Source organism: Streptomyces sp. NBC_00872, assembly GCF_045161915.1.
Classification (GTDB): Bacteria; Actinomycetota; Actinomycetes; order Streptomycetales; family Streptomycetaceae; genus Streptomyces.
Map to the genome: position 1 here is coordinate 5,077,852 of NZ_CP108806.1, position 25,569 is coordinate 5,103,420.

Annotated in this window: 18 protein-coding genes and 1 pseudogene; 8 read left to right on the top strand and 11 right to left on the bottom strand. The window is 69.3% G+C overall.

From position 1 onward, the window contains the following. Window positions 1–595: 595 nt before the first annotated feature. Together OG214_RS21785 and OG214_RS21790 are read right to left on the bottom strand one after the other, a co-directional pair. Entirely contained in the window at window positions 596–1,768 is a 1,173-nt protein-coding gene (locus tag OG214_RS21785; RefSeq protein WP_405985682.1) for an NlpC/P60 family protein, read from the bottom strand. Between the two features lie 343 nt (window positions 1,769–2,111). After that, window positions 2,112–2,834, bottom strand: a pseudogene (locus OG214_RS21790) (class I SAM-dependent methyltransferase); the annotation flags it as partial. Between the two features lie 433 nt (window positions 2,835–3,267). Here OG214_RS21790 and mshA point away from each other — a divergent pair. The 3 genes from mshA to OG214_RS21805 all read left to right on the top strand — a co-directional run bounded on the left by mshA (window position 3,268) and on the right by OG214_RS21805 (window position 7,243). Beyond that, window positions 3,268–4,620, top strand: a complete 1,353-nt coding sequence (gene mshA / locus OG214_RS21795; RefSeq protein ID WP_363080932.1) for a D-inositol-3-phosphate glycosyltransferase — start codon at window positions 3,268–3,270, stop codon at window positions 4,618–4,620. Next, window positions 4,613–5,227, top strand: coding sequence for a YbjN domain-containing protein (locus OG214_RS21800; protein ID WP_405985683.1), 615 nt, complete (start codon window positions 4,613–4,615; stop codon window positions 5,225–5,227). The genes mshA and OG214_RS21800 overlap by 8 nt, the downstream gene beginning before the upstream one ends. A gap of 261 nt (window positions 5,228–5,488) precedes the next feature. Then, window positions 5,489–7,243 (top strand): glycosyl hydrolase family 28-related protein, encoded by a 1,755-nt coding sequence (locus tag OG214_RS21805; RefSeq protein WP_405985684.1) that lies wholly within the window; start codon window positions 5,489–5,491, stop codon window positions 7,241–7,243. A 134-nt stretch (window positions 7,244–7,377) separates the two neighbouring features. On the opposite strand, the gene OG214_RS21810 is transcribed toward OG214_RS21805, so the two are convergent. From OG214_RS21810 to OG214_RS21830, 5 genes are all read right to left on the bottom strand, one after another. After that, entirely contained in the window at window positions 7,378–7,614 is a 237-nt protein-coding gene (locus OG214_RS21810) for a hypothetical protein (protein WP_405985685.1), read from the bottom strand. Window positions 7,615–7,676: 62 nt separating this feature from the next. Further along, window positions 7,677–8,177, bottom strand: coding sequence for an NUDIX domain-containing protein (locus tag OG214_RS21815; protein ID WP_405985686.1), 501 nt, complete (start codon window positions 8,175–8,177; stop codon window positions 7,677–7,679). Window positions 8,178–8,196: 19 nt separating this feature from the next. Then, entirely contained in the window at window positions 8,197–8,844 is a 648-nt protein-coding gene (gene tmk / locus OG214_RS21820; RefSeq protein WP_405985687.1) for a dTMP kinase, read from the bottom strand. Continuing rightward, window positions 8,841–10,373 (bottom strand): B12-binding domain-containing radical SAM protein, encoded by a 1,533-nt coding sequence (locus OG214_RS21825; RefSeq protein WP_405985688.1) that lies wholly within the window; start codon window positions 10,371–10,373, stop codon window positions 8,841–8,843. Before OG214_RS21825 ends, tmk begins: the two co-directional genes overlap by 4 nt. Beyond that, window positions 10,333–11,178, bottom strand: a complete 846-nt coding sequence (locus OG214_RS21830) for a hypothetical protein (protein WP_405985689.1) — start codon at window positions 11,176–11,178, stop codon at window positions 10,333–10,335. Before OG214_RS21830 ends, OG214_RS21825 begins: the two co-directional genes overlap by 41 nt. A 293-nt stretch (window positions 11,179–11,471) precedes the next feature. On the opposite strand from OG214_RS21830, the gene OG214_RS21835 reads away from it, so the two are divergent. Then, a complete protein-coding gene (locus OG214_RS21835) occupies window positions 11,472–14,207 on the top strand; it encodes a hypothetical protein (protein ID WP_405985690.1) in 2,736 nt (911 codons plus the stop codon). Between the two features lie 1,099 nt (window positions 14,208–15,306). Here OG214_RS21835 and OG214_RS21840 read toward each other — a convergent pair. After that, the gene (locus tag OG214_RS21840; RefSeq protein WP_405985691.1) at window positions 15,307–16,791 is read right to left on the bottom strand and encodes an MDR family MFS transporter; all 1,485 of its coding nucleotides are present in this window, start codon (window positions 16,789–16,791) and stop codon (window positions 15,307–15,309) included. 387 nt (window positions 16,792–17,178) lie between these two features. Here OG214_RS21840 and OG214_RS21845 point away from each other — a divergent pair, with 387 nt between their 5' ends. Together OG214_RS21845 and OG214_RS21850 are read left to right on the top strand one after the other, a co-directional pair. Beyond that, window positions 17,179–17,940, top strand: a complete 762-nt coding sequence (locus tag OG214_RS21845) for a phosphoglyceromutase (protein ID WP_363085720.1) — start codon at window positions 17,179–17,181, stop codon at window positions 17,938–17,940. Between the two features lie 987 nt (window positions 17,941–18,927). Continuing rightward, the gene (locus tag OG214_RS21850; RefSeq protein ID WP_405985692.1) at window positions 18,928–19,209 is read left to right on the top strand and encodes a hypothetical protein; all 282 of its coding nucleotides are present in this window, start codon (window positions 18,928–18,930) and stop codon (window positions 19,207–19,209) included. A 417-nt stretch (window positions 19,210–19,626) separates the two neighbouring features. Here OG214_RS21850 and OG214_RS21855 read toward each other — a convergent pair whose 3' ends face one another. Together OG214_RS21855 and phoU are read right to left on the bottom strand one after the other, a co-directional pair. Beyond that, window positions 19,627–20,124 (bottom strand): YfbM family protein, encoded by a 498-nt coding sequence (locus OG214_RS21855; RefSeq protein WP_405985693.1) that lies wholly within the window; start codon window positions 20,122–20,124, stop codon window positions 19,627–19,629. A 680-nt stretch (window positions 20,125–20,804) separates the two neighbouring features. After that, a complete protein-coding gene (phoU, locus tag OG214_RS21860) occupies window positions 20,805–21,485 on the bottom strand; it encodes a phosphate signaling complex protein PhoU (RefSeq protein ID WP_363085717.1) in 681 nt (226 codons plus the stop codon). Between the two features lie 388 nt (window positions 21,486–21,873). On the opposite strand from phoU, the gene OG214_RS21865 reads away from it, so the two are divergent. Further along, complete coding sequence (locus OG214_RS21865) at window positions 21,874–23,160, top strand: ATP-binding protein (RefSeq protein ID WP_365901985.1); 1,287 nt, start codon at window positions 21,874–21,876, stop codon at window positions 23,158–23,160. Further along, window positions 23,157–23,837 (top strand): response regulator transcription factor, encoded by a 681-nt coding sequence (locus tag OG214_RS21870; RefSeq protein ID WP_046498012.1) that lies wholly within the window; start codon window positions 23,157–23,159, stop codon window positions 23,835–23,837. Before OG214_RS21865 ends, OG214_RS21870 begins: the two co-directional genes overlap by 4 nt. Window positions 23,838–24,155: 318 nt before the next feature. Here the strand turns inward: OG214_RS21870 and OG214_RS21875 are convergent, their stop codons facing one another. After that, on the bottom strand, window positions 24,156–24,863 hold the full coding sequence (locus OG214_RS21875; protein ID WP_405985694.1) for a DUF461 domain-containing protein: 708 nt from the start codon (window positions 24,861–24,863) through the stop codon (window positions 24,156–24,158). Window positions 24,864–25,569 lie beyond the last annotated feature (706 nt).

Here is a 25,569-nt window from a genome sequence, read left to right on the forward strand (position 1 = left end):
GGACCATAGCGGTAGCGCACGCTCCAGTGGAATGGCATAAGGATGAAGAGCCACCGTCATATGCCGCCCGCCACACCGCATCCGGCGCGATTCGGGCATCGGTGGCCATGACATACATCACGTATGGCCTGGCCGTCGCCCCTTTCGGCATGCTCCACGTCACACGTGGAGCATCCGAGGCAGACCAGTGGAACACCCAAGGAACACCCGTCAAGCGCCCATGAAGCACCGGTGAAACGCACGTGGATCACGCGTGGGACCGCATGCGCGAGGCCGGTCGTACGGGGCCGGCCGTACGAGATCGGCGGCAGGGTCGGGGGGACGAACAGCAGGGTCGGGGGACGACCAGCCGGGGCGGGGGAGACAACGGAAGGCCGCGCGTATGTCACCCGTACGAGACCTCGGACAGACGACGTGTGCGAGTTCTGTGCGATTCCCGTGCGGAACCCCGTACGGGTCTCAACGGGGACCCATGCAGGTCTCGTACGTGACCCCCGTGGCCCCCGTGGCAACTGGGCCCGTGGGATCCCCGTGACCCCTGGGGTCCCGTGAGTCTCATATGAGTTCCGCGCGCGCCCTATTGGAGGCAATCGCCCTACTTGTCCGGGCGTACGACCCCGAGAATCTGCATCGAGCCCGCGCCCGCCAGCGTCACATTCCGTCCAGGCCTCGGCGCGTGCACGATCGCGCCGTCGCCGATGTACATCCCCACATGACTGGCGTCCTGGTGGTAGATGATCAGATCGCCGGGCCGCATGTCCTGCACCGGGATCCTCGGCAGCAGTCGCCACTGCTCCTGCGAGGTGCGCGGGATGGGCCGGCCGGCCGCCGCCCACGCCTGTGAGGTCAGCCCGGAGCAGTCGTACGAGGACGGCCCCTCCGCGCCCCAGACGTACGGCTTGCCCAGCTGCGCCGTCGCGAAGGCGATCGCCTTCTTGCCCGCCGCGCTGCCCTGGCGGTTGATCTCCGTGATCGCGCCCGAGCCCAGCCAGGCGGACTGGGCCCGGAACGCGGCTTCGCTCTCCAGCCGCGCCAGCCGTGCCCGCTCTTCCTTCTCCAGGCTCGCCTCAAGCTTCTTGGCGGCGGAGATCTGCTTGGTGATCTCCTTCTTCGCCTTTTCCTTCTTGACGCGGTTGCTTTCGAGCTGCCCCCAGTGGGTGCTCGCGTCCACGGTGTAAGTCTTCAAGTCCTCCTGCGCCCTGGTCAGTTCGGCGATGAGGTCCCTGGTGGCCTTCTGGCCCTGCTGTATTCGTCCGACGCCGTCGAGGAAGAGCTGCGGATCGTCGGTGAGGATGAGCTGCGCCTCGGGCGGCAGCCCTCCGCCGCGGTACTGCGCGCGGGCCGCGGCGCCCGCCTGCTCCTTGAGCGCGTCGAGCCGCAACTGGCCCTGGACCAGGTCCTCCGCCAGCGAGACGACCTCGGCGGACTGCTTCTTGGTCTGCTCGTCGGCGAGGTTGTACGCGTCGGTCGCGGACGCGGCCTTCTGGTAGAGGCGGTCGATCTCTTCGCGTACGTCGTCGAGGGACTTCCCGTCCCGGGTGACCGCGTCCCCGGTGACCGACGTGACCCCCGGCGGGAGTTCGACCGGCGGCGGGGGAACGGCCGGCGGGGACGGGGCGTTGAGAGCCGCGGGCGCGGCGATGGGGACAACCGGCGCGGGGGGCGGCATCGGCGTCGCGTACGCGCGGTTCAGCAGATCCGGTGATGCCAGGACGGCCAGGGCGCACACCATGGTGATCGCGGCAGCGGCACTGCGACGTCGGTTCACAAGCTCCCCCTCCGAGCCAATCCGGTCCACCCAGTTGGCCAAATAAGCCCAAAACGCGCTTTCGTCGCCTATCCGACTTATCGTCAGCAAGTGCTGCCGCCGTCGCGATCGTGTCATGTCCTCCGGGAAAGGGACAGAGGGGTCCCGCACCTCACAGGACTCATTCACCCCACTGTGGACGAACGGGCACCCAATGGTGTTCCCGTGGTCACATCCGGTTGCCCGCGCCGCCGTGAGGATCCCCCGCCGCGCCACCGGAACGAGGCGCAGGTACGGGCGCGGGCGCGGGCACGGCCCCGGAAGTGGAACCGGAACCGGAAGCGGAACCGGAAGCGGAAGCGGCCCGAGGTGCCAGCGCCGCCCACTCCACCGTCACCTCGCCCTGCCGCCACCGGCGCGCGTCGTCCACGAGCGGCCAGTCCGCCGCCAGTTCGCGTACGGCCCTGACCCACCGCTGCCGCGCGCCGAGCGACGCGTACGGAGCCGCCGCCGCCCACGCCCGGTCGAAGTCGCGCAGGAAAGCGTGGACCGGCTCACCCGGCACATTGCGGTGGATCAGCGCCTTGGGCAGCCGTTCCGCCAGATCGGACGGCCGGTCGAGCGAGCCGAGCCGGGTCGCGAAGGTGACCGTCCGCGGCCCCTCGGGCCCGAGCGCCACCCAGACGTGCCGTCGGCCGATCTCGTCGCACGTCCCCTCCACCAGCAGCCCGCCCGGCGCGAGACGCGCGCACAACCGCGCCCAGACCGCGGCGACCTCGCCCTCCTCGTACTGCCGCAGCACATTGGCCGCCCGTACGAGCAGGGGCCGTGCGCCGCCGTCCAGCGGCAGTTCGAAGCCGCCGTGGAGGAAACGGAGGCCGTCGCGCTCGTACGGGAGGGCGGCCGCGACCCGGGCCGGCTCGATCTCGATCCCGACGACCTCGGTACGGGGATCGGCCGTACGCAGCCGCCGCAGCAGTTCGACCGCGGTCCAGGGGGCGGCTCCGTACCCCAGATCCACCACGACGGGCGCGCCAGGCGAGCGGCGCAGCGCGGGTCCGTGTACGGCGGTGATCCAGCGGTCCATGCGGCGCAGCCGGTTCTGGTGCGTGGTGCCCCGCGTCACGGTGCCCACCGGACGCACGGTGCCCACCGGGCGTGACGGGCGCGACGGGCGCGACGAGCGGGACAACCCGGACGGGCGGGACGAGCGGGACGGAGGGACCGGGGGCACCATGGGGACGAGGGTAACGACACGCCGTACGGCAGGACCTACGGCGAAGCAGGACGTACGGCGAGAGCAGGACGTACGGCGACGGCGGGGCGGAACGCCTTGGTGGCCCGGCCCGGCACCCCGTCGACCCCTCGATGGTTGAGCCGTTCGCCGTAATGATTTGGCAAAGTGGAAAAGGCGGCGGAAATGCGAGAGCCCATTCCGCTGTTGAAGGCCTTCGGAGGGACCCGCACCCCCTCCCCTTTGCCGTGCCCCCGAGCGGCTCCCCGAGCGAGAGGCCGTAGACGTGAGTCAGTACGTGTCCCGTATCGCCGGCACGTTCACAGGACCGGCTCGACCGCCCCGCCTCCGGCTCCCCGGCCAGCACCGCCGGCCCCGTCGGATCGCCATGCTCAGCGTCCACACCTCCCCGCTGCACCAGCCGGGCACGGGCGACGCGGGCGGTATGAACGTCTATATCGTCGAGCTGGCGAAGCGCCTGGCCGCCATCGACATCGAGGTGGAGATCTTCACCCGTGCCACGGCCGGCGGCCTGGATCCCGCCGTGGAACTGGCTCCCGGTGTGCTCGTACGGCATGTCGACGCCGGCCCGTACGAGGGTCTGGCCAAGGAGGAGCTGCCCGCGCAGCTCTGCGCCTTCACCCACGGCGTGATGCAGGCCTGGGCCGGCCACCGCCCTGGCTACTACGACCTCGTCCACTCCCATTACTGGCTCTCCGGCCATGTCGGCTGGCTCGCCTCCGACCGCTGGGGCGTCCCCCTCGTACACGCGATGCACACCATGGCGAAGGTCAAGAACGCCTCGCTCGCGGAGGGCGACAGGCCCGAACCCGCGGCCCGGGTCATCGGCGAGACCCAGATCGTGCGCGCCGCCGACCGGCTGATCGCCAATACGGCGGAGGAGGCCGGTGAACTCGTCCGTTTCTACGACGCGGAACCCGCGAAGGCGGCCGTCGTCCACCCCGGGGTGAACCTGGACTGTTTCTGTCCCGCCGACGGCCGCGCCGCCGCGCGCGCCCGGCTGGGGCTGCCGCAGGACGCGTTCATTCCGCTCTTCGCCGGCCGTATCCAGCCGCTGAAGGCCCCGGATGTGCTGCTGCGGGCCGTGGCCGTGCTCCTGGACCAGCTTCCCTCGCTGCGCGGGAGGCTGGTCGTACCGGTCGTCGGCGGTCCGAGCGGTACGGGTCTGGCCAAGCCGGAGGGGCTCCAGAAGCTCGCCGCGCGGCTGGGGATAGCGGATGTGGTGCGGTTCCGGCCGCCGGTCGGGCAGGACCGGCTGGCGGACTGGTTCCGGGCGGCGAGCGTGCTGGTCATGCCCTCGTACAGCGAATCCTTCGGCCTGGTCGCCATAGAGGCCCAGGCGGCGGGCACCCCGGTGGTGGCCGCAGCGGTGGGCGGGCTGCCGGTGGCGGTACGGCACGGGGAGACCGGTTTCCTCGTCCCCGGCCATGACCCGGCGGAGTACGCGCGGGTGCTGCGGGAGTTCGTCGACCACCCGGAGCTGGTCGACCGGATGGGCGCGGCGGCCTCGCGCCATGCCGAGTCCTTCGGCTGGGACACGGCGGCCTCGGCGACGGCGGACGTGTATCTGGCCGCCCTGCACGATCACCGGCGTCGCGTACGCTCGCACCATGGCTGACGTACAGCGGGCCGGTGAACGGGCCGGGGAACGGGCTGAGGAAAAGGCCGGGGAACGGGCCGAGGAAAAGGCCGGGGAACGGACAGAGGAACGGGCCGGGCAGTGGTCCGACCAGGCCGCGCTCGCGAACCGCGTCATCGAACAGACCCTGGCCTCCGCCGAACTGGAGTGGGAGAGCCCGGCGCGCGGCTCCTACGTCGTCACCCTCCCCGGCACCCGCAAGCTCTCCACCACCTGCTCCCTCCTGGTCGGCCACCACGCGCTCTCCGTCAACGCCTTTGTGATCCGGCGCCCCGACGAGAACGCCGAGGGCGTCCACCGCTGGCTGCTGGAGCGCAACCTCAAGCTGTACGGGGTGAGTTACGCGGTCGACCGCCTCGGCGACATCTATCTGACCGGCAAACTCCCGCTGGCCGCCGTCACCGAGGACGGGATCGACCGGCTTCTGGGCTCGGTGCTCGAAGCGGCGGACGGTGCCTTCAACACCCTGCTGGAGCTGGGGTTCGCGAGCGCGATCCGCAAGGAGTACGCCTGGCGGGTGTCCCGGGGCGAGTCCACCCGGAATCTGGACGCGTTCGCCCATCTGACCCGGGGCCCGTCGGCCTGACGTGGGCCTGACGTCGGCCTGAGGTCCGCCTGACGTGGGCCTGACCTCCGTCTGACGTCGGCCTGACGTCCGGCCGGCTTCTGTCCGGGTGCCCCCTCGCGGTCCCCGCGTTCCCCGCGGTCCCCGCGTTCCCCGCGGTCCCCCTGAGTCATCGCACACCTCTTCTGAGTCATGGCACGCCTCTTCCCTGGTGCTCGTACGCCATGGCATGCTCACCGCAGACGCACACCTGAACGTCGTTCATATACATGGAGGAGCGTTATGGGGTACGGACAGGAGCAACAGGGGCGGGGCCAGGTCGGGAGGCGGACCCTGCTGGGCGGCGCCGTCGCCGTGGCCGCCGCCGGGGCGATGGCCACCGGAGCGCCGGCGGCGACCGCGGCGCCCACCACGCCCGGAGCCCTCACCGCCCCCGGCCCGTCCGGGACATCCCGCCCGCCCCGCACCTCCGCGCTCTGGCGGGAGTTCGCCGAGTCGCCGTACACCCACCCGCAGATCCCGTACGTCGGGAAGGCCGGGCAGCGCGCGGGCGCCGACCGCTTCCCCCGGCACCGCGTCGTGGCCGATGTGCGCGCGTACGGCGCCAAGGGCGACGGTTCCGTGGACGACGCCCCCGCGATCAACCGTGCCCTCGCCGCTGCCGGAGAACGCGGCGGGGGCACGGTCACCATCCCGCCCGGCACCTACCGGATCGACGACGCGATCCGGATCGGCCACAGCGATGTCGTCCTGCGGGGCGCGGGCAGCGGCCGTACCAAGCTCTACGCGACCAAGAACCTCACCGAGCTGATCGGCCCCTACGGCAGCCGCTACGGCGGCGACAAGTCGAGCTGGTCCTGGGCCGGCGGGCTCATCTGGCTCTGCCCGCAGGGGCGTTGGGACACCCTCACCACCGCCATCAAGGAGCGCGCCTGGCCCTTCGAGGGCTGGACGGGGAACAAGCGCGACGAGTGGCGCACACTCACCGGCGTCGGCCGCGCCCGGCGCGGCGACCGGAGCGTGACCGTACAGGACGCCTCGAAGCTGAAGCGCGGACAGCTCGTCCTGCTCCGGCTCGTCGACGACACGGACCACACCCTCCTGGAGCACATGGCGGGCGGCGGCCCCGGCACCGAGGCGTACGACTGGGACGCCATGACCAAGCTGACGTCGTACGTCCCGTACGAGTGGCCGATACGCGTCACGGCCGTACGGGGCGGGAAGGGCGGGAAGGGCGGGAAGGTCACCCTGGAGCGCCCGCTCCCGCTGGACGTACGCCCGGAGTGGGACCCGCGGTTCACCACGCTCGTCACGCCGCTGACCGGCTCGGGTGTGGAGGGGCTGACGCTGGAGGCGGTCGAGACACCGCAGTCGCAGCATCTGCTGGACAAGGGGTACAACGGGGTCGCGTTCCAGTGCGCGTACGACTGCTGGGCCGACGATGTCGTCGTACGCCATGTCGACAACGGCTTCGGGCTGATCGCCGCGTCCGCCTGCACCCTGAGCCGTACGCGGGTCGCGGGCCGTGGCGCGCACCATCCGTACTACTGCCGCGAGGGCTCGCACGACAATCTGATCGAGGACTTCGTGATCGAGCGCCGTACGGTCCCGGCGCCGGCGGGCACCCAGCTCCACGGCATCAATGTCGAGGGCCTGTCCAGCTACAACGTCTGGTCGCGCGGGCTGATGGAGATGGGGACGTTCGACACGCACCGGGGGATGCCGTTCGCCAACGTACGGACGGAGATCACGGTCACCAACGACGGCCGGCACGGCGGGGACGCGATCGCGGGACCGCTGTACGGGGCGCGGTTCACGCACTGGAACGTCACCGTCACCAATGAGCGCGCGGGCCTGATCAAGATCGACGAGATCGCTCCGTACAGCGTGACGGCGGGGATCAGCGAGGTCCGCGAGTTCGACCAGACCGACGTACCGGACTTCACGGGCGAGCTGCACGCGAGGCTGGAGGCGTACGGCCGCCCTGAGGACATCAGACCGCGGAACCTGTACGAGGCGCAGCGCGGCGTGGACTGACGACGCGCGCGGGAGTGCGGGCGGGAGCGTGGACGGAGGCGGGCGGCCGAGGCGGCCGGAGAGCGGCGGGCGGCCGAGGCGGCCGGGGGCGGGGGCGGTGGCGGGACGGAGCGCGGCAGGAACGCGTCCGCCGTTCACATATGTGGCTGAATCGACCCGTCCCCCTGCACGCCTTCCCAGGCCGAAGGCCCGTAGACGACCTCCGTGACGGTTTCCTCGTCATGTTTCGTACGCCTGACGACCAGGGCCCCGCTGTCGTGCAGAAGATATCGGTAGCGCACCGCGTCCCGGTCCTCGTAGGAGACGACGCGATTGGACGATTCGATGCCCGGCGGGATCGCTGCCGGAAGCATGGTGACGTGGACTGTCATAAATCGACTGTACGTCTGGCCTCCGCCCGGCAGCCATATGTGAACGTATCGCCCATCGGGCGTCAGTCGACGGCGGGCGGCGAGACGCACGGACGGACACCGCCGAGCGCACCACGCCCGCCGCGCCCGCCGGAGAAACCGTGCTCGGTGAGCACCCGCCCGCCGTCGAGATAGCCGTACAGACCGGCGGCGGGGTACTCGATGATGTCCTCCGGCAGTTCATGCACCGAGAACCACCGCAGATCGAGACACTTCGCGGGCTCCCGGTTCTCGGGCTCGCCCTCCCACTCGGTGGCCTCGAAGAAGAACCCGATCCGCTCGATCTCCGGCGACTGCCGATGATGCACGGTGTGTACGAGCCGCAGCCGCCCGGGATCGACCCGTACACCGGTCTCCTCGTACAGCTCCCGCGCGGCCCCGCTCCTCAGCGTCTCCCCCCGATCGAGCTTCCCCGACGGCGCGTGCCACCGCCCGTACCCGTACGCCCCACCGCGCTGCGAGAGCAGGAGCTTGTCCCCGTCGCGCAGGAAGACATGCGTATCGATCACGGGTACCGCGGGCATGGGCTGTACGTTCATGGATTCACCGGTGGTCGTCGGGTCTGGTGTGGCTGCCGACGCTACCGGTGAGGGAGGGGACGACGTCGGCGATTCGGCGCGCTACATCCGTCGGAGTGGCGGTGGTGGTGTCCAGCGGCAGCACCCGCACACCCATCGTCCTGAGCGTTCGCGCCGCTTCGGCGTACAGGGCGACCTCGCGCGCGGGGAAGGCGGGATCGAGATGGTACCGATGGCGGGCGCCGCGACGGGCGAGCCGTTCGGCGACGACGGCCGGACCGGCGGTGAGGATGACCGCGAGATCGGGAAGCAGGATGTCGGCGTTGAGCGCGAGCAGGAACGGCACCGGGACGTCGTCGAGCTGTTGCAGCACAAGGGTGGACGCGAGGTACCGGTCACAGACGACGGTCTCACCGGCCTCAAGACGCGGCTCCAGCTCGACGTCGATGTGCTCGTACCGATTGGCCGCCACGAGGCAGGCGAGGGCACGGCCATGAAGATGGTCGGCGTTGGCGCGGATGAACTTTCCCAGATCGCTCGTCGAGGGCTCGGCTGTGGTGTGGACGGTGTTGCCGCCTCGGCGCAGCAGGCCGCCGAGTTCAGCGACGGCGGTGGTCTTCCCGACGGCACCGGGGCCGTCGAGCGTGATGAACAGTCCGCGGCGCCCGGTCATGCGGCCGTTCCTGTCGCGCGGTTGCGGGCGTGCTGTTCACGAGTCAGCGCGGCGAGAGCGGCGCGCACCTCGGGGAGGCGTACGTCGCCGAACTGGATGCCGACGGAGAAGTTGAACTCGTCACGGCCGCGCATGGATTCGTCGGCGCCGTCCTGGGTGAGGTCGACGTCGGAGTACGCGAGCAGCCTCTCGGGACTGTGGCCGGCCTCGGTGAGCGTCTTCCAGACCGGAGTGCCGGGGTAGGGGCGGAACTCGAACACCGAGGCACGGAAGGTGCCGCCGTGGCGGTCGGCCAGATTCCACAGGTTGTGGATGTGACGAACGGTCGCCTGAAGGTCGTCGTGCCGCTCGCCGGGATATCCGAGGATGAAGTACCCCTTGACGCCGATACCGCGCTCCAGCAGCCGCCGGGTGACGCTCTCGGTCATGCGGGCGGTGATGCGCTTGTCCATGTCGGCGAGGACGCGGTCACTGCCCGACTCGATACCGAGGGCCACCTCGCGCAGCCTGTTGCGGGCGAGGGTGTCGAGCATGTTCGTGTCGACGCGGTGCAGGACGTTGATGCGGCCCGTCGCGTCCCACACGAATCGGTCGCCGATACGGTGACGGGTGAAGGCTTCCATCTGCGGTCGGATCACGTTGGCGGCGCCGAGGAACAGGTCGTCGACGAAGCGGAAAGCCGTTGCTCCGTGGGTGTCGTGGAGTACTTCCAACTCGGTGATGATGTTCTCGGGGGCACGGGCACGGATCTTCACGTCGGGGTTGGCGGAGACGGCGGCGCCGCAGAAACCGCAGTCGTACGGACATCCCCTGCTGCCGACGATGTTCGCTTCCGTCCGGCCGTCATCGGCCACGTAGGGGTCCTGTGGCAGGAAGACGCGGTTCACCATCGGCAAGGTGTCGATGCCGGGTGAGAGCCACCGCGCGGTGTCGCCACCGCGCGCGAGGCCGACGTTGTTCCGGCCGAGCAGCCTGTCGCGCCACATGACGCCGGGCAGGTCCGCGCGCCGCCGGTGGTCGCCGAGCAGGGCGGCCACACGGGGTTCGCCTTCCCCGATGACGAGGGCACGCAGGTTCGCCATACGGGGGTCGGCGAGGATGCGCTCGGGCATGGCCCGCGCGTGGTGTCCTCCGACCATGACCGCGATGTCGGGGCGGAGGCCGGCGGCGATCCGTGCCGACATCTCGTAGGTGGGTGCGAGGAGATTCATGCCCACCCAGCGGGGGCGGGCGGTGTTGATGAGCGCGATGGTTCCGGCGATGCCGAGACCGTGTGCCTCGGCGTCCAGCACCCCGACGTTGAATCCGCCGATTTCCTGGGCGTAGGTCGCGATGTAGGCCATGCCGAGTACGGGCAGGGTGTAGTCGTTCACCCTGGGCCGTACGCCGTAGTCGCGTAACGGGGCGTTGACGAACAGGGCGTCCAGGGGGCGGGTCGAGTCGCCACCGGCGATCAGATCGGGTGTCGAGCCGATACTGGCGATCCGGTCAGGTGCGGTGTCTTCCTCCGTGCTGAGCGTTGCGGACATGGCTCCCCCAGGTAAGAGTGAACAGCGTCAGGGCGTGGAGTACATGGGAGTCGGGCGCCCAGCGATGCCACAGGCCCTCGAACTCCCGCTCCGTGGAGGGCAGTTCGAGGGACGCGGGGGCTGCCTTGCGCGCCCAGGTGCGCACGGCGAGGTCGCCATGCGGATACACCGAGAAGTCACCTGTGTAGTCCGCGGATGCCGCTGCGGCGGTCCACGGCCCGATACGGGGGACCTCGATGAGGTCTTTTGTCAGACGGTCGGCCTCAAGAGTGCGCCAGCGCTCGCCGTTGCCGAGGTAGGCCTCTGCCGCGGCACGCAGGGCCGTTCTGTTGAAGGCGGCGCCCACAGCGGTGAATTGCCTGTCGGTGAGAGAGAGGACGGTGTCGGCGTCGGGGACCAGGGCGGACGAACCAGCAAAAGTCTCGATTGTACGACCATAAGCGGCGCAGTAGTCGCGGTACACCTTCTTCGCTTGTCCCGCCCTGACGACTTGGCGCAGTAAGGCGGTGGTGATCGCGTCCCACAGGGATGGGTTGGTGAGCCGGGCGACGGTGCCCAGAGAGGCCAGCCGACCGACAAGCGGCGCCGCTTCGAGGTCGCGTGGAAGGTCCTCGGACGATGTGAGCGCGACGGGCGGCGGGTCGGCCTGCGCGGACCCGGGAGCGTCGCCGACGGAGTGGATGATCAGTCCGTCGCCGCGCCAATGAGCGAGCCAGACGGCCCCTTGGTGTTCGACGACGCGCAGTGCCTCGCCCCTGTCCGTCTCGTGCCATCCAGGATGTTCCGTGATGATCGTTGTACTCATGCGCTCGATTCCGGCTGTGTCGGCGAACTTGCGTTGCGGTAGATCCTGGCAGCGGTGGCAGGTGATGGACGTGGATTGCTGAAGTCGGATCTCCTGCGTGGTGCCGTGTCCATCGCCGTCGGCATGGAACGCGAGGAAGCCGACGATGCGGGGCATCCACGACGGGCCCGGCTCGGCAAACCGGCGGCATGGGGCTGCCTCATCGATCGCGTCGCGAGAATTCCGGCGTGTCACCGGTGAAGTCTTGTGACAGAGCTTAAATACGGGTTCGACGCCCATTAGGGTCCCGGTGCATGGCTCCTGTCTACGAGCACGCCGACAGACTTTTCACGCTGCTGAACAGACTCGTACGCCGTCCGAGGAAAGGTGAATTACCCGATCAGGTCAAGGACCGGGACGGGTTACCCGTCGTCTGGCTGATAGGGGACGACCAGGATGATCTGGCCGAGGGAACGAGGCGCTCCCTGAGCACGGCCGAACCGTGGCGCGTCCCGCACGAGTTCATCGACATGTCCGCGATGTGGGCCGAGGTCGAAGGCTCGCGCAGTGAAGGTGAGCAGAGCCTGTCGCCGGAATGGAAACAGGCGGAATTGTATAGACGCGTTCTTGTCAAACTCGCGCAGGAGTATTCATCGGCGAGTAACGGACACGACAGACGTGTGCGGTTCCGGAGGTTCGGGCTCGTCAACTGGCTTCTGGAAATGACCTACACCGCGAACGAACCCGACCCTCAGCACGACAGGGACATGCTGCGCCGATTGCGCGACCGGGAACTCCAGCGCAGACCGCTGCTCGGCTTCCTGCGCAGTCCGGGCACCGAGGTGGCGCTGACAGCACAGGTACCCTGGTGGGCGTACCTGTTCGGGCTGCATGTCCTTCCGCTCGTCTGGTTCCGGGCCTGGCGCGTTCTCGGCAGTGAGTACCGGTGGCTGCTGCACCAGCCGTACATGGCGCCCCGCGACCCCGGGACCTTCAGCGGTTTCGCCCTGCGTCTGACGCAGCCCCGCTGGGGTGGTGAAGACCCCGAACAGGTCGGCAAAATGCTGATCAACGCCTTTCTGGAAGATCTCCGCGTGGCATACCGGCGCCGTATCTGGCGCCGTCGCGCCGCTCGCCGTACCGCCTACTGCGTGGCGTTCCTCAAGGGTGTGAGCACCGACAACCGCGGCCGGGCGCTGGTCCGTTCACTCATCGACGTACGGAACGACACCGGCGCCTTCGATCCGCTGCTGCTCGTCGTCAGCAGCGGGCACGCCGAGCACGGCCACCCGAGGGTGCGGGGGCTGACCGAGGATCTCTACGAGGTCTGGAAGCACAAGCTCCGGGACGCGGGTGGCGGTCGCACGGCCGGCCTGTGGTATCTGCCCATCGAGGTGGGGCCGCCTCTGCCGGTCGACGACTCCGACTACGAGCGGCAGGAGGAACAGGCCCGTATGGCCGCCCGGTTCACCACGGACCGGCCCCCGGCCTGGGCCCGCCGTGGAGTGACCGTCGCCGCCACCACCCTCGCGCTCGTGCTGCTCGGCGTGGCGGGGGCCTACGCGTACAACGCCGAACAGCGGTGGCAGGAGCGGCACTGCGGTCTGAGCCGGTCCCATCCGGACGCGGACACCCTGGAGCGGCAGGACGCGACCGGCGAGTGCGTCGGCGTCGCCGCGCACGGCTACGCCTTTGGCGCCGCGGACGAGCGTCTCAAGAAGACCCTCGCGACGATCGACCGCCAGAACGACGAGGCCGACAAGATCCACAGTGACGCACCGCGGCGGCCCGTGGTGACGCTGGTACATCTGTCGGCGCTGCTCAGCAGCCCGGGAAAGGGGCAGGCGGCCAGCGCCCTCTCGTATGTACGGGAGGCCCTGCAAGGCGCGGCCAGTGCCCAGCGGAGGCAACTCGACAAGCGGGGGGACTCCGATCCCGTCCTGCGGATCTACCCGGCCAGCGCCGGTTCCGGAATGCGTTACGGGCCCAAGGTCGTCGCGACGATCGAACGCATGATGCGCACCGACCCGACCGTTGTCGGTGTCACCGGGCTCGACCAGAGCCGGAAAGCGACGATCACGACCATAGGCGAACTCACGCGTGTCGGTCTGCCGATGGTGGCCACAACCCTGTCCGCGGACTCCCTCGACGACCACTCGCCCCTCTACTACCAGGTGTCGCCGCAGAATCGGAGGGAGGCGGCGGTCGCCGCGGCGTACGCCTCGCACCTGGCGGGGACGGGGAAGCTGAAGCGCGCGGTACGGATCGTCCACTCGGCCGATCCGACCGACGAGTACAGCAGGAACCTGAGCGACGACGCCGCCAAATCCTTCGATGCCGAAGGCTTCACGGTCGAGAGACAGAGCTACAAACCGTCGCCCGCGCCCGCAGGCACCTCCGGGCACCCGGGGGCCCAGTCGGTGGGCGAGAAGGCCTGCGGGTATGACGGGCTGGTGTTCTTCGCGGGACGCTCGGAGGACTTCGAGACCGTCCTCTCGTCGTCCAACGACTCCTGCGGATCCAGCCCGCCGGCCTTCCTCGGCGGCGACGACGTGGCGCGGCTCGCGGCCGACCCCACGCGGCGCGGCGCGTACCCGAGAGTGCCCTACGAATTCCTCGACTTCACGCGCGGGGCGGCGTCCTGCGAGGGCGACAGTGATCTGTACAGCACCATGAAGCGGCTGTTCCCCGACGAGTGCGAGCAGGTGAAGAGCACCTCGCTCGACGGACACGCGGCGCTCGCCTTCGACGCGGTCAACCTGTATCTCAAGGCGGTCGGCAGGCTCCAGGACACCGCGCCCCAGCTGCCGCTCACTTCGCCCGCGGTGTGGCACGCGATCAGCAGCATCCACGGGGACGCCGCGCTGGACGGAGAGAGCGGGCGCATCGACTTCGGCGGAGTGGTGGACCAGCAGATCCCACTCGACAAGCTCATCTCGATCCAGCGCGTGGACGGCGCGAAGCCGCCGGTCCAGACCGGCTTCTGCGGGCTCTGGGGCACTTCGCGCGAGAGCACGTGGTGCCCGGATCCGGAGCGGGGCGGGAGGTAGGGGGGTAGGCGGGGGGTAGGAGGGTGGTTCTGTGGGGTGGCTGTCTGCGGGTGAGGACCGAGGGGTAGTCGGGGTGGGCCGGTAGGTCCCGTGCCGCGTGGGGGCCGCCCCTCTGGGTTTGAGTTTCGCGATTCCGGGCCGGGCGTCAAGGGCGCTCCTTTGTCGCGTCGGCAAGCCGATTCCGCTGCGCTCCACCCTTGACTCCCGTCCCTCCATCGCAAGTGCGGGTGATGGGAGGGGCGGCCCGGGGGAAGGGGTCCCCGGGGGGCTCAGTTGGGGGTGCTGGTTTCTTTCCCGGCCTGTGGGCCGGTGGGTGGTCTGCGCGGTAGTGGAGTGGGGCGGCCCGGCACCGGCTCAGCGACTGACCGTCCGTTGCTTGTTGGGGTTCAGTCCCGTGTCTGAGATCCGTGACCGTGTGGCACCCCAAGCGCCAGGCGGACGAGCCCGCGCCCTTCCGATGGTCCGGATGGGCCGGTGTGTGTGTCCTTTTCGCCGGCCGGGGACCTGTGAGGACGCTTCTCGCGTCACGACGACACAAGAGACGTCCGGAGGACGCTGCCGGATCCATCTCCGTCCAGTTCTGCGGGAGATGGGCTCAGTAAGCCCCATCGGTGCCCCATATGCCCACTTTTGGAAGGGTGTTGGGGAGTGCCGTGAGGCGGTCGTGTGTCCTCAGTTGCGTTAGGCGGGTCCCAGAGCACAAACAGGCCCCCAACCGGCCCACCCACACCCGCCACGGGCACACCCACCCCACCGACCACCCACCCCAGACACGGGACTGAACCCCAACAGACAACGGACGGTCAGTCGCTGAGCCGGTGTTGTCACCGCCCCATTCCACTGCTGCGCAGACCACCCACCGGGCCGCAGGCCGGGAAGGAAACAGACACCGGCAACTCAGCCCCCCGGGGACCCCTTCCCCCGGGCCGCCCCTCCCACTGATCCGCACTTGCGATGGAGGGACGGGGGTCAAGGGTGACCGAAGGTCATCGCGCAGCGACGCGACAAAGGAGCGCCCTTGACGCCCGGCCCGGAATCGCGAAACTCAAACCCAGAGGGGCGGCCCCCACGCGGCACGGGACCTACCGGCCCACCCCGACTACCCCTTGGTCCTGACCCGCAGCCGACCCCTCAGCGGTCGGTTTTGCCCCGTTTCCCCGTCCCGGGTGCCCGCGATCCCCTCCCGTTCCTCCTGCCCCTGCCCTTCCCTGTGCCCTTTCCCCTGCCCTTCCCCTTCCCCCGCCCCGTCCTCCTCCGACAGTCCCCGCATCAGCAACCAGTACCCCAGCCCCGCCACCGTCCCCAGTACGGCGCACGCGCCCCACAGCCACTCCGCGCCGAACCGGTCGATGATCGGTCCCGACATCAGCGGGCCGACCAGGCCCGCCACCGACCAGGACATGGTGTACATGCCCTGGTACCGGCCCCGGCCGTGCACCGGGGAGAGGCGTACCACCAGTCCGGTCTGGGTGGGGGCGTTGACGATCTCGGCCAGAGTCCATACACACACGGTCAGGGTGTAGAGGGTGAGCGACGACCCGGCGAACGCCGTCAGGCCGAAGCCGTAGCCCGCGAGTACCGACGAGAGAATCAGCAGCCGTCGCGCGTCGCGGTGCTGGATGAGGCGGGTGACCGGGATCTGCAGGACCACGATCAGTACGCCGTTGACCGCGATGGCCGTGCCGTAGTCGACGCTGGTGAAACCGTCGGCGCCCATGGCCACCGGCAGACCGACGAAACCCTGCTGGAAGATGAGCGCCACGACGAAGGACAGTGTGACGACGCTCATGAAGCGGCCGTCCCGCAGGACGGTCCCCAGCCCGACGTCCGTACCCGCCGCCCCGGCCGCTACCTCCGCACCCGCACCCGCGCCCGCACCAGCACCTACACCCGCGCCCGCGCCCTCCGCACCCGGCCCCACTCCCGCCACTCCCGCCACTCCCGCCACCCCCGCCTTCCCCGCACCGGACGTACGCTCCGGCCGGGACTCCGGGAGCTTCAGGAAGATCAGTACGGCGCAGGCGAGGGTCATCGCGGCCTCGCCCAGGAAGCCCGCCAGGTAGCTGTACTGCGCGATGAAGCCCGCGCCCGCCGAGGAGATCGCGAAGCCCAGGTTGACCGCCCAGTAGTTGAGCGAGAACGCCCGCACCCTGTCCTCGGGTCTGACGATGTCCGCCATCATCGCCTGCACGGCGGGGCGTGAGGCGTTCGAGGTCATTCCCACCAGGAAGGCGACGGCGGCGATCGACACCGGGTCCCGCATGAAACCGAGCAGCGCCACCGAGGCGGCCGTCGACGACTGGGCGATCAGCAGGGTGGGCCGTCGGCCGAGCCGGTCGGTCATGACCCCGGCGCCCAGGGACGAGACGACCCCGCCGAGCCCGTGGAGTGAGGCGACCAGCCCGGCGTAGGAGGCCGAGTAACCCCGGTCCAGGGTGAGGTAGAGCGCCATGAAGGTGGCGACGAAGGCGCCGAGCCGGTTGACCAGTGTGCTCGTCCACAGCCACCAGAACTCCCGGGGCAGCCCAGAGACGCTCTCCCGTGCGGCGCGTCTGACACCGGCGACCGAACTGGCGACGGACATACGTTTCCCCCCGAGGCCGTGGCCGGCTTGTGGCCGGGCGGCCGGATCAGTGGCCCGATGGATGACCGGACGACGTGGGTGGCCGCACGGTGTACGTGACCGGACGACGCGCGAGACCCGAGCAGACCCGAGCACGCCCGAGCGCCCGAGCAGACCCGAGCACGCCCGAGCAGACCGGAGTGGACCCCGCACGGGCCCGAGTGGACCCGCACGGACCCGAGCAGACCCGTGCGACCGGCGGACGACCCGGACCGACGGCCGGTAAGTGGCCGAGCAGCCAATGGAAACTTACGTACGAGAGCCCGACAGGCGCCAGTCAATTGACGGCCGTCGTCAATCGAGGCAGGGGCTCCAGGTGCTCAAGGCGGGTCCATTAGGCTCGGGCCCATGGCCGACGCACCGTACAAGCTGATCCTCCTCCGCCACGGCGAGAGCGAATGGAACGCGAAGAACCTGTTCACCGGCTGGGTGGACGTCAACCTCACCGACAAGGGCGAGAAGGAGGCAGTCCGCGGCGGTGAGCTGCTCAAGGACGCCGGCCTGCTGCCCGACGTACTGCACACCTCCGTCCAGAAGCGCGCCATCCGCACCGCGCAGCTCGCGCTGGAGGCCGCGGACCGTCACTGGATCCCGGTCCACCGTTCCTGGCGGCTGAACGAGCGCCACTACGGCGCGCTCCAGGGCAAGGACAAGGCGCAGACGCTCGCCGAGTTCGGCGAGGAGCAGTTCATGCTGTGGCGCCGCTCGTACGACACCCCGCCGCCCGTCCTCGCGGACGGCGCGGAGTTCTCGCAGAGTGACGACCCCCGCTACGCCACGATCCCGAGCGAACTGCTCCCGCGCACCGAGTGCCTCAAGGACGTCGGCGTACGGATGCTGCCGTACTGGTACGACGCGATCGTCCCGGACCTGCTGACCGGCCGTACGGTCCTGGTCGCCGCCCACGGCAACAGCCTGCGCGCCCTGGTCAAGCACCTGGACGGCGTCTCCGACGAGGACATCGCGGGCCTGAACATCCCCACCGGCATCCCGCTCGTCTACGACCTCGACGCCGACTTCCACCCCCTCACCCAGGGCGGCACCTACCTCGACCCGGACGCGGCGGCGGCCGCGATCGAAGCCGTCAAGAACCAGGGCAAGAAGAAGTAGCCTTCCTCTTTGTGGCCCCCTGCCTGCGAATTTTTCGCGGGCAGGGGGCTTTTTGGCGCCTGGGGGCGTCGCTGTGCCGACAGAGGGATTCGGACCGTTGCCAGAGTTGCGCTGGAGAACCTCGGTGGCTGCCGGTACGACCGGTATGCTTGACCCGCCTTACCTGAACCTTTCTTGAATTCCTTGCGGGGGCAAGCGAGTTCCAGGGCCCCGGCCTGAAGAGCAGGCCGGCTGGAGGGGAAGGGGAGGTGGTGGACGTGAGTCTTGAGAAGGACAGGCCTCGTAGGTGGACCGGTGCTGAGAAATGGCAGGTCTGGCTTGCGGGGGTCGGCCTACTGATGACTGTCGCTACCGGCGTGATGCAGCTCGCTCGATGAGCGAGTCACGCGCGAGAACGGTCGGGATCGGGAGCTGTACATGCAGCGAGCCCGGTCTGCTGATAGGCGACCGGGCTCGTTGACTGCACGAGGGCCTGGATCCGGTTGCCGCCGGATCCGGGTCCTCTGGTCGTTCTAGGTGCTCCCAGCTTCTGAGAGCCATCTAGAGCTATCTAGAGCTATCTAGAGCTACCTCTATCCCAATCTCTCACGCGTATCCAATGAACTCAACTTCCTGTACGTGAACCCACATCTCTTCTTCTCTTCCGGCTAGTACTTCGCTGAAGCCTTGTCCAGCGTCTTTGGCTGAACGAAGAGTCGTTGTCTCTGGTGCTTGTAGTCCGCTCGCGTGGGAGATCGAAGCTATGGCCTTGCGCGTGCGCCCTGGTTGGAGGGCCATGCCGGGAACGGTCGGAGAAGCTCTTGCACTTCTCCGTACCGTCCGGGCCGACCCAGCACGCTCGGTGACGAAGGGCAGTTCGATGTCGTGGGCGACGCGGGGTGGCAGTACGAGCTTGTCCTCGCGCCCACCAACAGACTTGGAAAGCGTGTGGGTCTCGGCATGTTCTGGGCCAGAGACGCCACTTGTTGAGGGAGCTAAGTTGAGGTCGTGGACGACGAAGCGATCACCATCAGGCTTACGCGAGATCAAGCGTTCGTGCTGTCGGACTGGCTCTACCAAGTGATGTTCGAGTCCGACGATCTTGAGGGGATCGTGCGCGAACGAGCCGTCTGGTCACCGATCTACGCGATCTCGGGAACGCTGGACACAACGCTGAGCGAGATTTTCATGCCCGATTACGGCCCACGGCTCGAAGCGGCCAAGGAGCGACTCCGCGCCAACCTGTACGGAGGGGCCGACGAGCCGACGGTGCGGAGCGAGGATGGCTGATCTCCCGATCAAGGACCACGTCCAGCCCTTGTGCCCGCCGCGGCCACCGCACCACAAGCGCACCAAACCGAGCGGGGAACAGTGGGGAACCAGGGTGAAAGCAGCCGAACCCGACGAGACCACAACCTAGCCGTTCACCCAGGTCGACGCCCTAACCGACCCCGAAATGCCTCAGCTTCCCGAACTGATGGCCGGCAGTGTGCGCCCGGACACTCCAGCTTGAGCTGGTTCGCGCCTCCACAGATGGAAGGAGGCGTGCCACTGTGCTTGGAGCTTGGGGAGTGCGCGTGAGGCCAGGCCCTGTCCGGTCGATCTTCGGGGGCCGGGACACCTGGCGCGGCACCTCGCCGCGTTGGACCAGCGGGTGTCCGATCAGAACGACTGCGTAATTGTGGCCGGGAGGTCTGACAGCGGGAGTCAGTCGAGCCAGACGAGCATCGCGTCGTCGGTATCGGCGGCCGCCTCGAAGAACCGGGTGAGTCCGTCGTACCAAGAGCGGGCCCATGCAAGGGACTCGGGTTCGTCCCAGCCGAGGGGGTACACCTCGGCGCGGGTGAGTTCCGCGGGGTCGGCCCCCGCTATGAGCTGGTCGTAGCTTGTGGTGCGCAGAGCTTCTGCCGCGAGCCGGACCCGCTCCGCCCGAAGGTACTTCGGGGCTCCGTACCCCCACTCCTCCTCGGTGAACGGCTCCTCCCCATGGATCACGTCCACCGGGAACCCCGCGCGACTCAGCAGGAAGCGCAACAGGTCCCAGGTCTTGTAGGTGCTGAAGTGGCGCGTCTCGGCCGGGGTGGGCTTGGACACATCTTCGGCGTCCTGGATCTCTTCGGCGAGGTCCAGGGCCCACTGCGGGTTCTGGATCGTCCGGTCGAGTTCGGCGGCCGTGACACGCAGATACTCCCCGATCATGCTCATGGCCGGATGCTACTGGCCGGATGCCACTCCCACTCCCGGCAGGCTCCGCCCCCGTCGCGGCACCAGAGGTCGAGCTGTGCGACCCCTCCGTACGAAGGGCCAGGCCTTACGCATACGAAGAGGCCCCGTCCGCGCTCCGGACAGGGCCCCTCCGCTCGCTCATATCCTCTGCGTACGCGGGCGGCTAGCAGCCGCCGCCGCACTGGCACGAGCCGCCCGACTGGCAGCCGCAGCCGCAGCCCGAGCCGCAGCCGCACGCGCCGAGAATGGGCAGGTGCAACGCTCCGGCCGGGGCTTCCGGCCGGGGGTCGGGCGTAGGGGAATCGGCCATGGGATCCTCCTCAAAGGCGTGCACGGATGGCGCCTGTGCCCATTGCATGCCCGCTGTGGCGGGCGCATCAACGGCGCATCTCCGGCGCATACGCGCAAACACCTCCATGCGCCCGTCCGTCTTTCGAGTGGACCGTGCCGCCCAGCCCGCCGTGCCGATGGAACGCGCCGTGCCGACCGGAGCCCCGCTGTGCCGACGGAACCGCCGTGCCCGCCGCGCGCACCGCTCGCGGTCCGCTCCCGGTCCGACCGGATCGGCTCCCGGTCCGGCCCGATCGGCTCCCGATGCGACCGGGTCTGCCCCCCGGTCCGCCCTCAGCCCGACCCGGCCCGGCCCGACCCAGCTCCCCCTACGCTCCCTCGACCGGGATGTCCGCCGGCTGGATCTCGTCCGCGTGCTCACCCGTCACCAGGTAGACGACCCGGTTGGCGACCGCCACCGCGTGGTCCGCGAACCGCTCGTAGTAGCGGCCGAGCAGCGTCACATCGACCGCCGTCTCGATGCCGTGCTTCCACCGGTCGTCCATCAGGTGCTGGAAGAGAGTGCGGTGCAGCAGGTCCATCTCGTCGTCGTCCTGTTCGAGCTGAAGCGCCAGCTCGACGTCCTTGGTGATGATGACCTCGGCCGTCTTCGCCATCAGCCGCTGCGCGAGCTGTCCCATCTCCAGCAGCGTCGCGTGCAGGTCGTGCGGCACGGGCGACCCCGGGAAGCGGAGCCGTGCCAGCTTGGCGACATGCTGCGCCAGGTCGCCCGAACGCTCCAGGTCCGCGCTCATCCGCAGCGAGGTGACCACGATCCGCAGATCGGTCGCGACCGGCTGCTGGCGCGCCAGCAGCGCGATGGCCCTGGCTTCCAGGTTGTGCTGGAGGTCGTCGACCCGCTGATCGGCGGCGATCACGCTCTCGGCGAGCTTGAGATCGGCGTCGAGCATGGCCGTCGTGGCACGGCCGATGGCGGAACCGACCAGCCGGGCCATCTCGACCAGGTCCTCGCCTATCGAGTCCAGTTCCTCGTGGTACGCGTCCCGCATGGGGTTGTCCCTCTCTTGACCTTGCTTGACCATGACGTTTTCCGCCCGGGGCCGGTGCCCCGACCGGAGGCCGGCCGGAGCCGGACCAGGTCCGGCCCGAGCCCTGACCAGGGCTTCGGCCGGTGCCTCGACCAGGGTTCCGACCAGGGCATCGACCAGTGCCTCGACGGACCCCGGCCGGTGCCTCGGCCGGGGTCCGCCCGAGGCCTCGACCAGCGGCTGACCGGGGGTGTGGCCCCCCACGTTCCCACGTTGTGTCCGTTACGCGACGGGCGCCTCCCGCACAAATGAACCGGCACTATCCCCTCGGTGAACTCTGGGCGACGAGTGTCGGAGGAGACACCTCGACGGCTGGGAGAGTGTCCTGGGGCGCGCATAACCTGGTCGCATGGACGTGAACGCGGCGGTCGCCGCATTGGCAGCGATCGCCGGGGTGTGTACCGGCGTGATCGCCATGCTGGCGTTCCGCTGGAGTGAGCGAGACCAGACACGGCCCACCCGCACCTCGCTGCACACGGACGCCGTGCTGCCCCCGGGTGTCGACACCGTGCTCTCCGTGCTCCGCTCCTCCGCCGTCGTGCTCGACGAGAGCGACTCCGTGGTCAAGGCCAGCTCGGCGGCGTACGCGCTGGGGCTGGTCAGGGGCGGCAAGCTCGCCGTCGAGCCGATGCTGCACATGGCGCGGGACACCCGGCGGGACGGCGAGATAAGACAGGTCGAGCTCGATCTGCCCAGGCGCGGTACGGGCCGGGGCGAGGCGCTCGCCGTCTCCGCCCGGGTCGCCCCGCTCGGCTCCCGTCTGGTGCTCCTCCTGGTCGAGGACCTCACCGAGGCCCGTCGTATCGAAGCCGTACGGCGTGATTTCGTGGCGAATGTCAGCCACGAGCTGAAGACCCCCACGGGTGCGCTCTCTCTGCTCTCCGAGGCTGTCATGGACGCCTCCGACGACCCCGAGGCGGTCACCCGCTTCGCCGGCCGGATGCAGATCGAGGCGACCCGGCTCACCAACCTCGTACAGGAACTCATCGACCTCTCCCGGGTGCAGAACGACGACCCGCTGGAGGACGCCGAGCCCGTACGCGTGGACGAACTCGTCGCCGAGGCCATCGACCGGTCCCGGCACGCCGCGTCCACCAAACAGATCACCATGGCGTCGGGCGGCACCGTCCATCTCCATGTGTGGGGCAATCGCGGCCAGCTCGCCGCGGCCCTGGGCAATCTCGTCGAGAACGCCGTCAACTACTCTCCGGCCCGTACGCGCGTCGGTATCGCCGCGCACCGTGTCTCCGCCACCGGCGGGGACTTGATCGAGATAGCCGTGACCGATCAGGGCATAGGTATCTCGGAGAAGGACCGGGAGCGGATCTTCGAGCGGTTCTACCGCGTCGACCCGGCTCGCTCCCGGGCCACCGGCGGTACGGGGCTCGGCCTCGCCATCGTCAAACATGTGGCCGCCTCGCACGGCGGGGAGGTCACCGTATGGAGCTCGGAGGGCCAGGGCTCCACCTTCACCCTGAGGCTGCCCGAGGCCGGCGCCGTACGGGATCGCTCATCCGTGATCCCCGACGACGACGACCGGACCGCACACAACAGCGACACCGACACTGACACCGAGACCAGCCTTGAGCTGGATGTTCCCCCGACCGTGATTGCTGCCCCGGAGGTCCTTCCGTGACCCGAGTGCTCGTCGTCGAGGATGAGGAATCCTTCAGCGACGCCCTTTCCTACATGCTCCGCAAGGAAGGCTTCGAGGTCGCGATCGCGACCACCGGGCCCGCGGGGCTCGACGAGTTCGAACGCAACGGCGCCGACCTCGTCCTCCTCGACCTGATGCTGCCCGGCCTGCCGGGCACCGAGGTCTGCCGTCAGCTGCGCGGCAGGTCCAATGTCCCGGTGATCATGGTCACCGCCAAGGACAGCGAGATCGACAAGGTCGTCGGCCTGGAAATAGGGGCCGACGATTATGTGACCAAGCCCTTCTCCTCGCGGGAGCTGGTCGCCCGTATCCGCGCGGTGCTCCGCCGCAGGGGCGAGCCGGAGGAGGTCACGCCGGCCGCGCTGGAGGCGGGTCCGGTACGGATGGACGTGGACCGCCATGTCGTCACGGTCTCCGGCGGCAAGGTGGATCTGCCGCTGAAGGAGTTCGACCTGCTGGAGATGCTGCTGCGCAACGCGGGCCGCGTGCTGACCCGTATGCAGCTCATCGACCGGGTGTGGGGCGCGGACTATGTCGGTGACACCAAGACTCTCGACGTTCACGTCAAGCGTCTCCGCGCGAAGATTGAACCGGACCCGGGGGCTCCGCGCTATCTGGTGACGGTGCGGGGACTGGGGTACAAGTTCGAGCCGTAAACCGGCCCGGCCCCTGGCCTCCTCGCCCCCCTGGCCCCACCACGTCGGTCCGGTCGGCTCCTGCCGGCCGGACGTATTCCGGCGTGCGCACTATCTCGTGCCGCGCGATCTCGTGCCGTGGGTGTGCGCGGGTGATCGCGTGACCGTGCTCAAAGCCGCAGCGCTGTGGCGCCCTGCCCGGCTCTTCCCCGGGCGGGACGCCACAGCGCTGCGCGCGTTCCACGCGTCTGTGCGGTGTCCACGCGTCTGCTGTGCGCCGACGCCGGTGTGTACGTAGCCGGTGTGTACGTACGTTCCGTCCTGGTCCTGGGCCTGGTCCTAGTGCGCCGAGGCGGACGCGGAGTCCGACGGGGTCGTGCCCCCCGGCTCACCGGCCTCACCCGACTGCGACTCCGCCGGAGAGCCGGAGGACGAGCCGGAGGAGGACTCCAAGGCCGATCCGGCGGGCGCGCCTGACGTGCCCGACGCGCCCGGCGACGGGGACGCGGGTGCCGAGAGGGACGGCGACGGCAGGGCGCTCGGGCCGACACCCTTGAAGTAGGTGTTCGACGGGAAGACGAAGGCGCGCAGACCGATATCGCCGGTCTCGCTGAATGTGAACACGACCTGCTGCGCGTCGCCGTTCTTCGCGGCCTCGCGGCCGTTCTCGATCACGGCGGACGCGTTGCCCTCACCGCCGAGCTGGACCCAGCCGCCGGCCGGCACCGTGATCGGTCCCGACCCCTCGGCGGGCGAGAGCTTCACACCGGCGGTGGTGCCGGGCAGCGTGATCGAGTCGAGGGTCTGGCCGCTCCGGCCGTTGTTGAAGACCGTGCCGGTGACGACCGCGGGGCCCTCGGCGTTGGCCTCGGGCTGGGTGACCACCGTCGCGTTCTGGATGGAGATGTCACCCACGGAGGTGGCGGCGTTGTCCGGCTTGACGCCGAGCGTCTGCGCGTTGTTGCCGGCGCCGCACGCGGTGAGCGGGGCAAGCGAGAACACGAGGGCAGAAGCGGCGAGGACGCCGCGTCGAAGGCTGCGGCTCACGGCGGCGGCAACTCCTAGGACGTACGGACGGAAGGGCTCAGGACGGGACAACACCGAGAACCTGGCGCGGTGTCGGCGGTACCGACCGTGCTCAAGGCTTTCAGCGGGCCTAGGTTACCGAGCCGTCGCCGGCGCCCCGCACCCGACCCGCCTCCAGCGCCTTGCCACCGCTGCCGTACGGCCCGGCTACGGCGTCCGTACGGCAGCGGTACCACTCCCGCACGGCCCCGGTACCGCGTCCGTACCGCCCGGCGCCGCTCCCGTACGGCCCGCGTGGCGCTCCCGTACCGCTCTCCGGGTCGTTTCAAGGCGCCGCCCCGGGGCCGGATTCCGTATCCGATTTCCTGCTCGATCCCGTCGTTTCGCACGGCGTTCACATAATGCCGGTGATCAATTCCTCCGGGTGCCGCACATTCCTTACGAATACCGCGCCCGGCCCCGTGGTGATCAATTGCGGAATCTCCCGCACTTCCATCCGTACGAGTGATCGACAGCCGAACGGAGTGTGGGAAGTTTGGTGCCTGAAACCCGGCAAATCGGGACGTTCATCCTCTCCTGGGGGTGTTGCGCGGCGGGTAACGTACGCGTTTCCGTGCGCCCGCGCAGTGGCTCCGACCTGCGAATACCTCCTTCCGGAAGCCGCTCGCAGCACGTTCCTGCCGCGGTTGTCAAGCCCCGAGAACCGTCCTGACCTGCGAAAACGCCA

What these genes read in the sequence shown, in the direction of transcription:
- OG214_RS21835 (WP_405985690.1), top strand. Translation starts at nt 11,472, where the DNA reads ATGGCTCCTGTCTACGAGCACGCCGACAGACTTTTCACGCTGCTGAAC.
- OG214_RS21845 (WP_363085720.1), top strand. Translation starts at nt 17,179, where the DNA reads ATGGCCGACGCACCGTACAAGCTGATCCTCCTCCGCCACGGCGAGAGC.
- OG214_RS21800 (WP_405985683.1), top strand. Translation starts at nt 4,613, where the DNA reads ATGGCTGACGTACAGCGGGCCGGTGAACGGGCCGGGGAACGGGCTGAG.
- OG214_RS21810 (WP_405985685.1), bottom strand. Translation starts at nt 7,614, where the DNA reads ATGACAGTCCACGTCACCATGCTTCCGGCAGCGATCCCGCCGGGCATC.
- OG214_RS21805 (WP_405985684.1), top strand. Translation starts at nt 5,489, where the DNA reads ATGGGGTACGGACAGGAGCAACAGGGGCGGGGCCAGGTCGGGAGGCGG.
- phoU (WP_363085717.1), bottom strand. Translation starts at nt 21,485, where the DNA reads ATGCGGGACGCGTACCACGAGGAACTGGACTCGATAGGCGAGGACCTG.
- OG214_RS21840 (WP_405985691.1), bottom strand. Translation starts at nt 16,791, where the DNA reads ATGTCCGTCGCCAGTTCGGTCGCCGGTGTCAGACGCGCCGCACGGGAG.
- OG214_RS21825 (WP_405985688.1), bottom strand. Translation starts at nt 10,373, where the DNA reads ATGTCCGCAACGCTCAGCACGGAGGAAGACACCGCACCTGACCGGATC.
- OG214_RS21830 (WP_405985689.1), bottom strand. Translation starts at nt 11,178, where the DNA reads ATGAGTACAACGATCATCACGGAACATCCTGGATGGCACGAGACGGAC.
- OG214_RS21815 (WP_405985686.1), bottom strand. Translation starts at nt 8,177, where the DNA reads ATGCCCGCGGTACCCGTGATCGATACGCATGTCTTCCTGCGCGACGGG.
- OG214_RS21855 (WP_405985693.1), bottom strand. Translation starts at nt 20,124, where the DNA reads ATGAGCATGATCGGGGAGTATCTGCGTGTCACGGCCGCCGAACTCGAC.
- OG214_RS21865 (WP_365901985.1), top strand. Translation starts at nt 21,874, where the DNA reads ATGGACGTGAACGCGGCGGTCGCCGCATTGGCAGCGATCGCCGGGGTG.
- tmk (WP_405985687.1), bottom strand. Translation starts at nt 8,844, where the DNA reads ATGACCGGGCGCCGCGGACTGTTCATCACGCTCGACGGCCCCGGTGCC.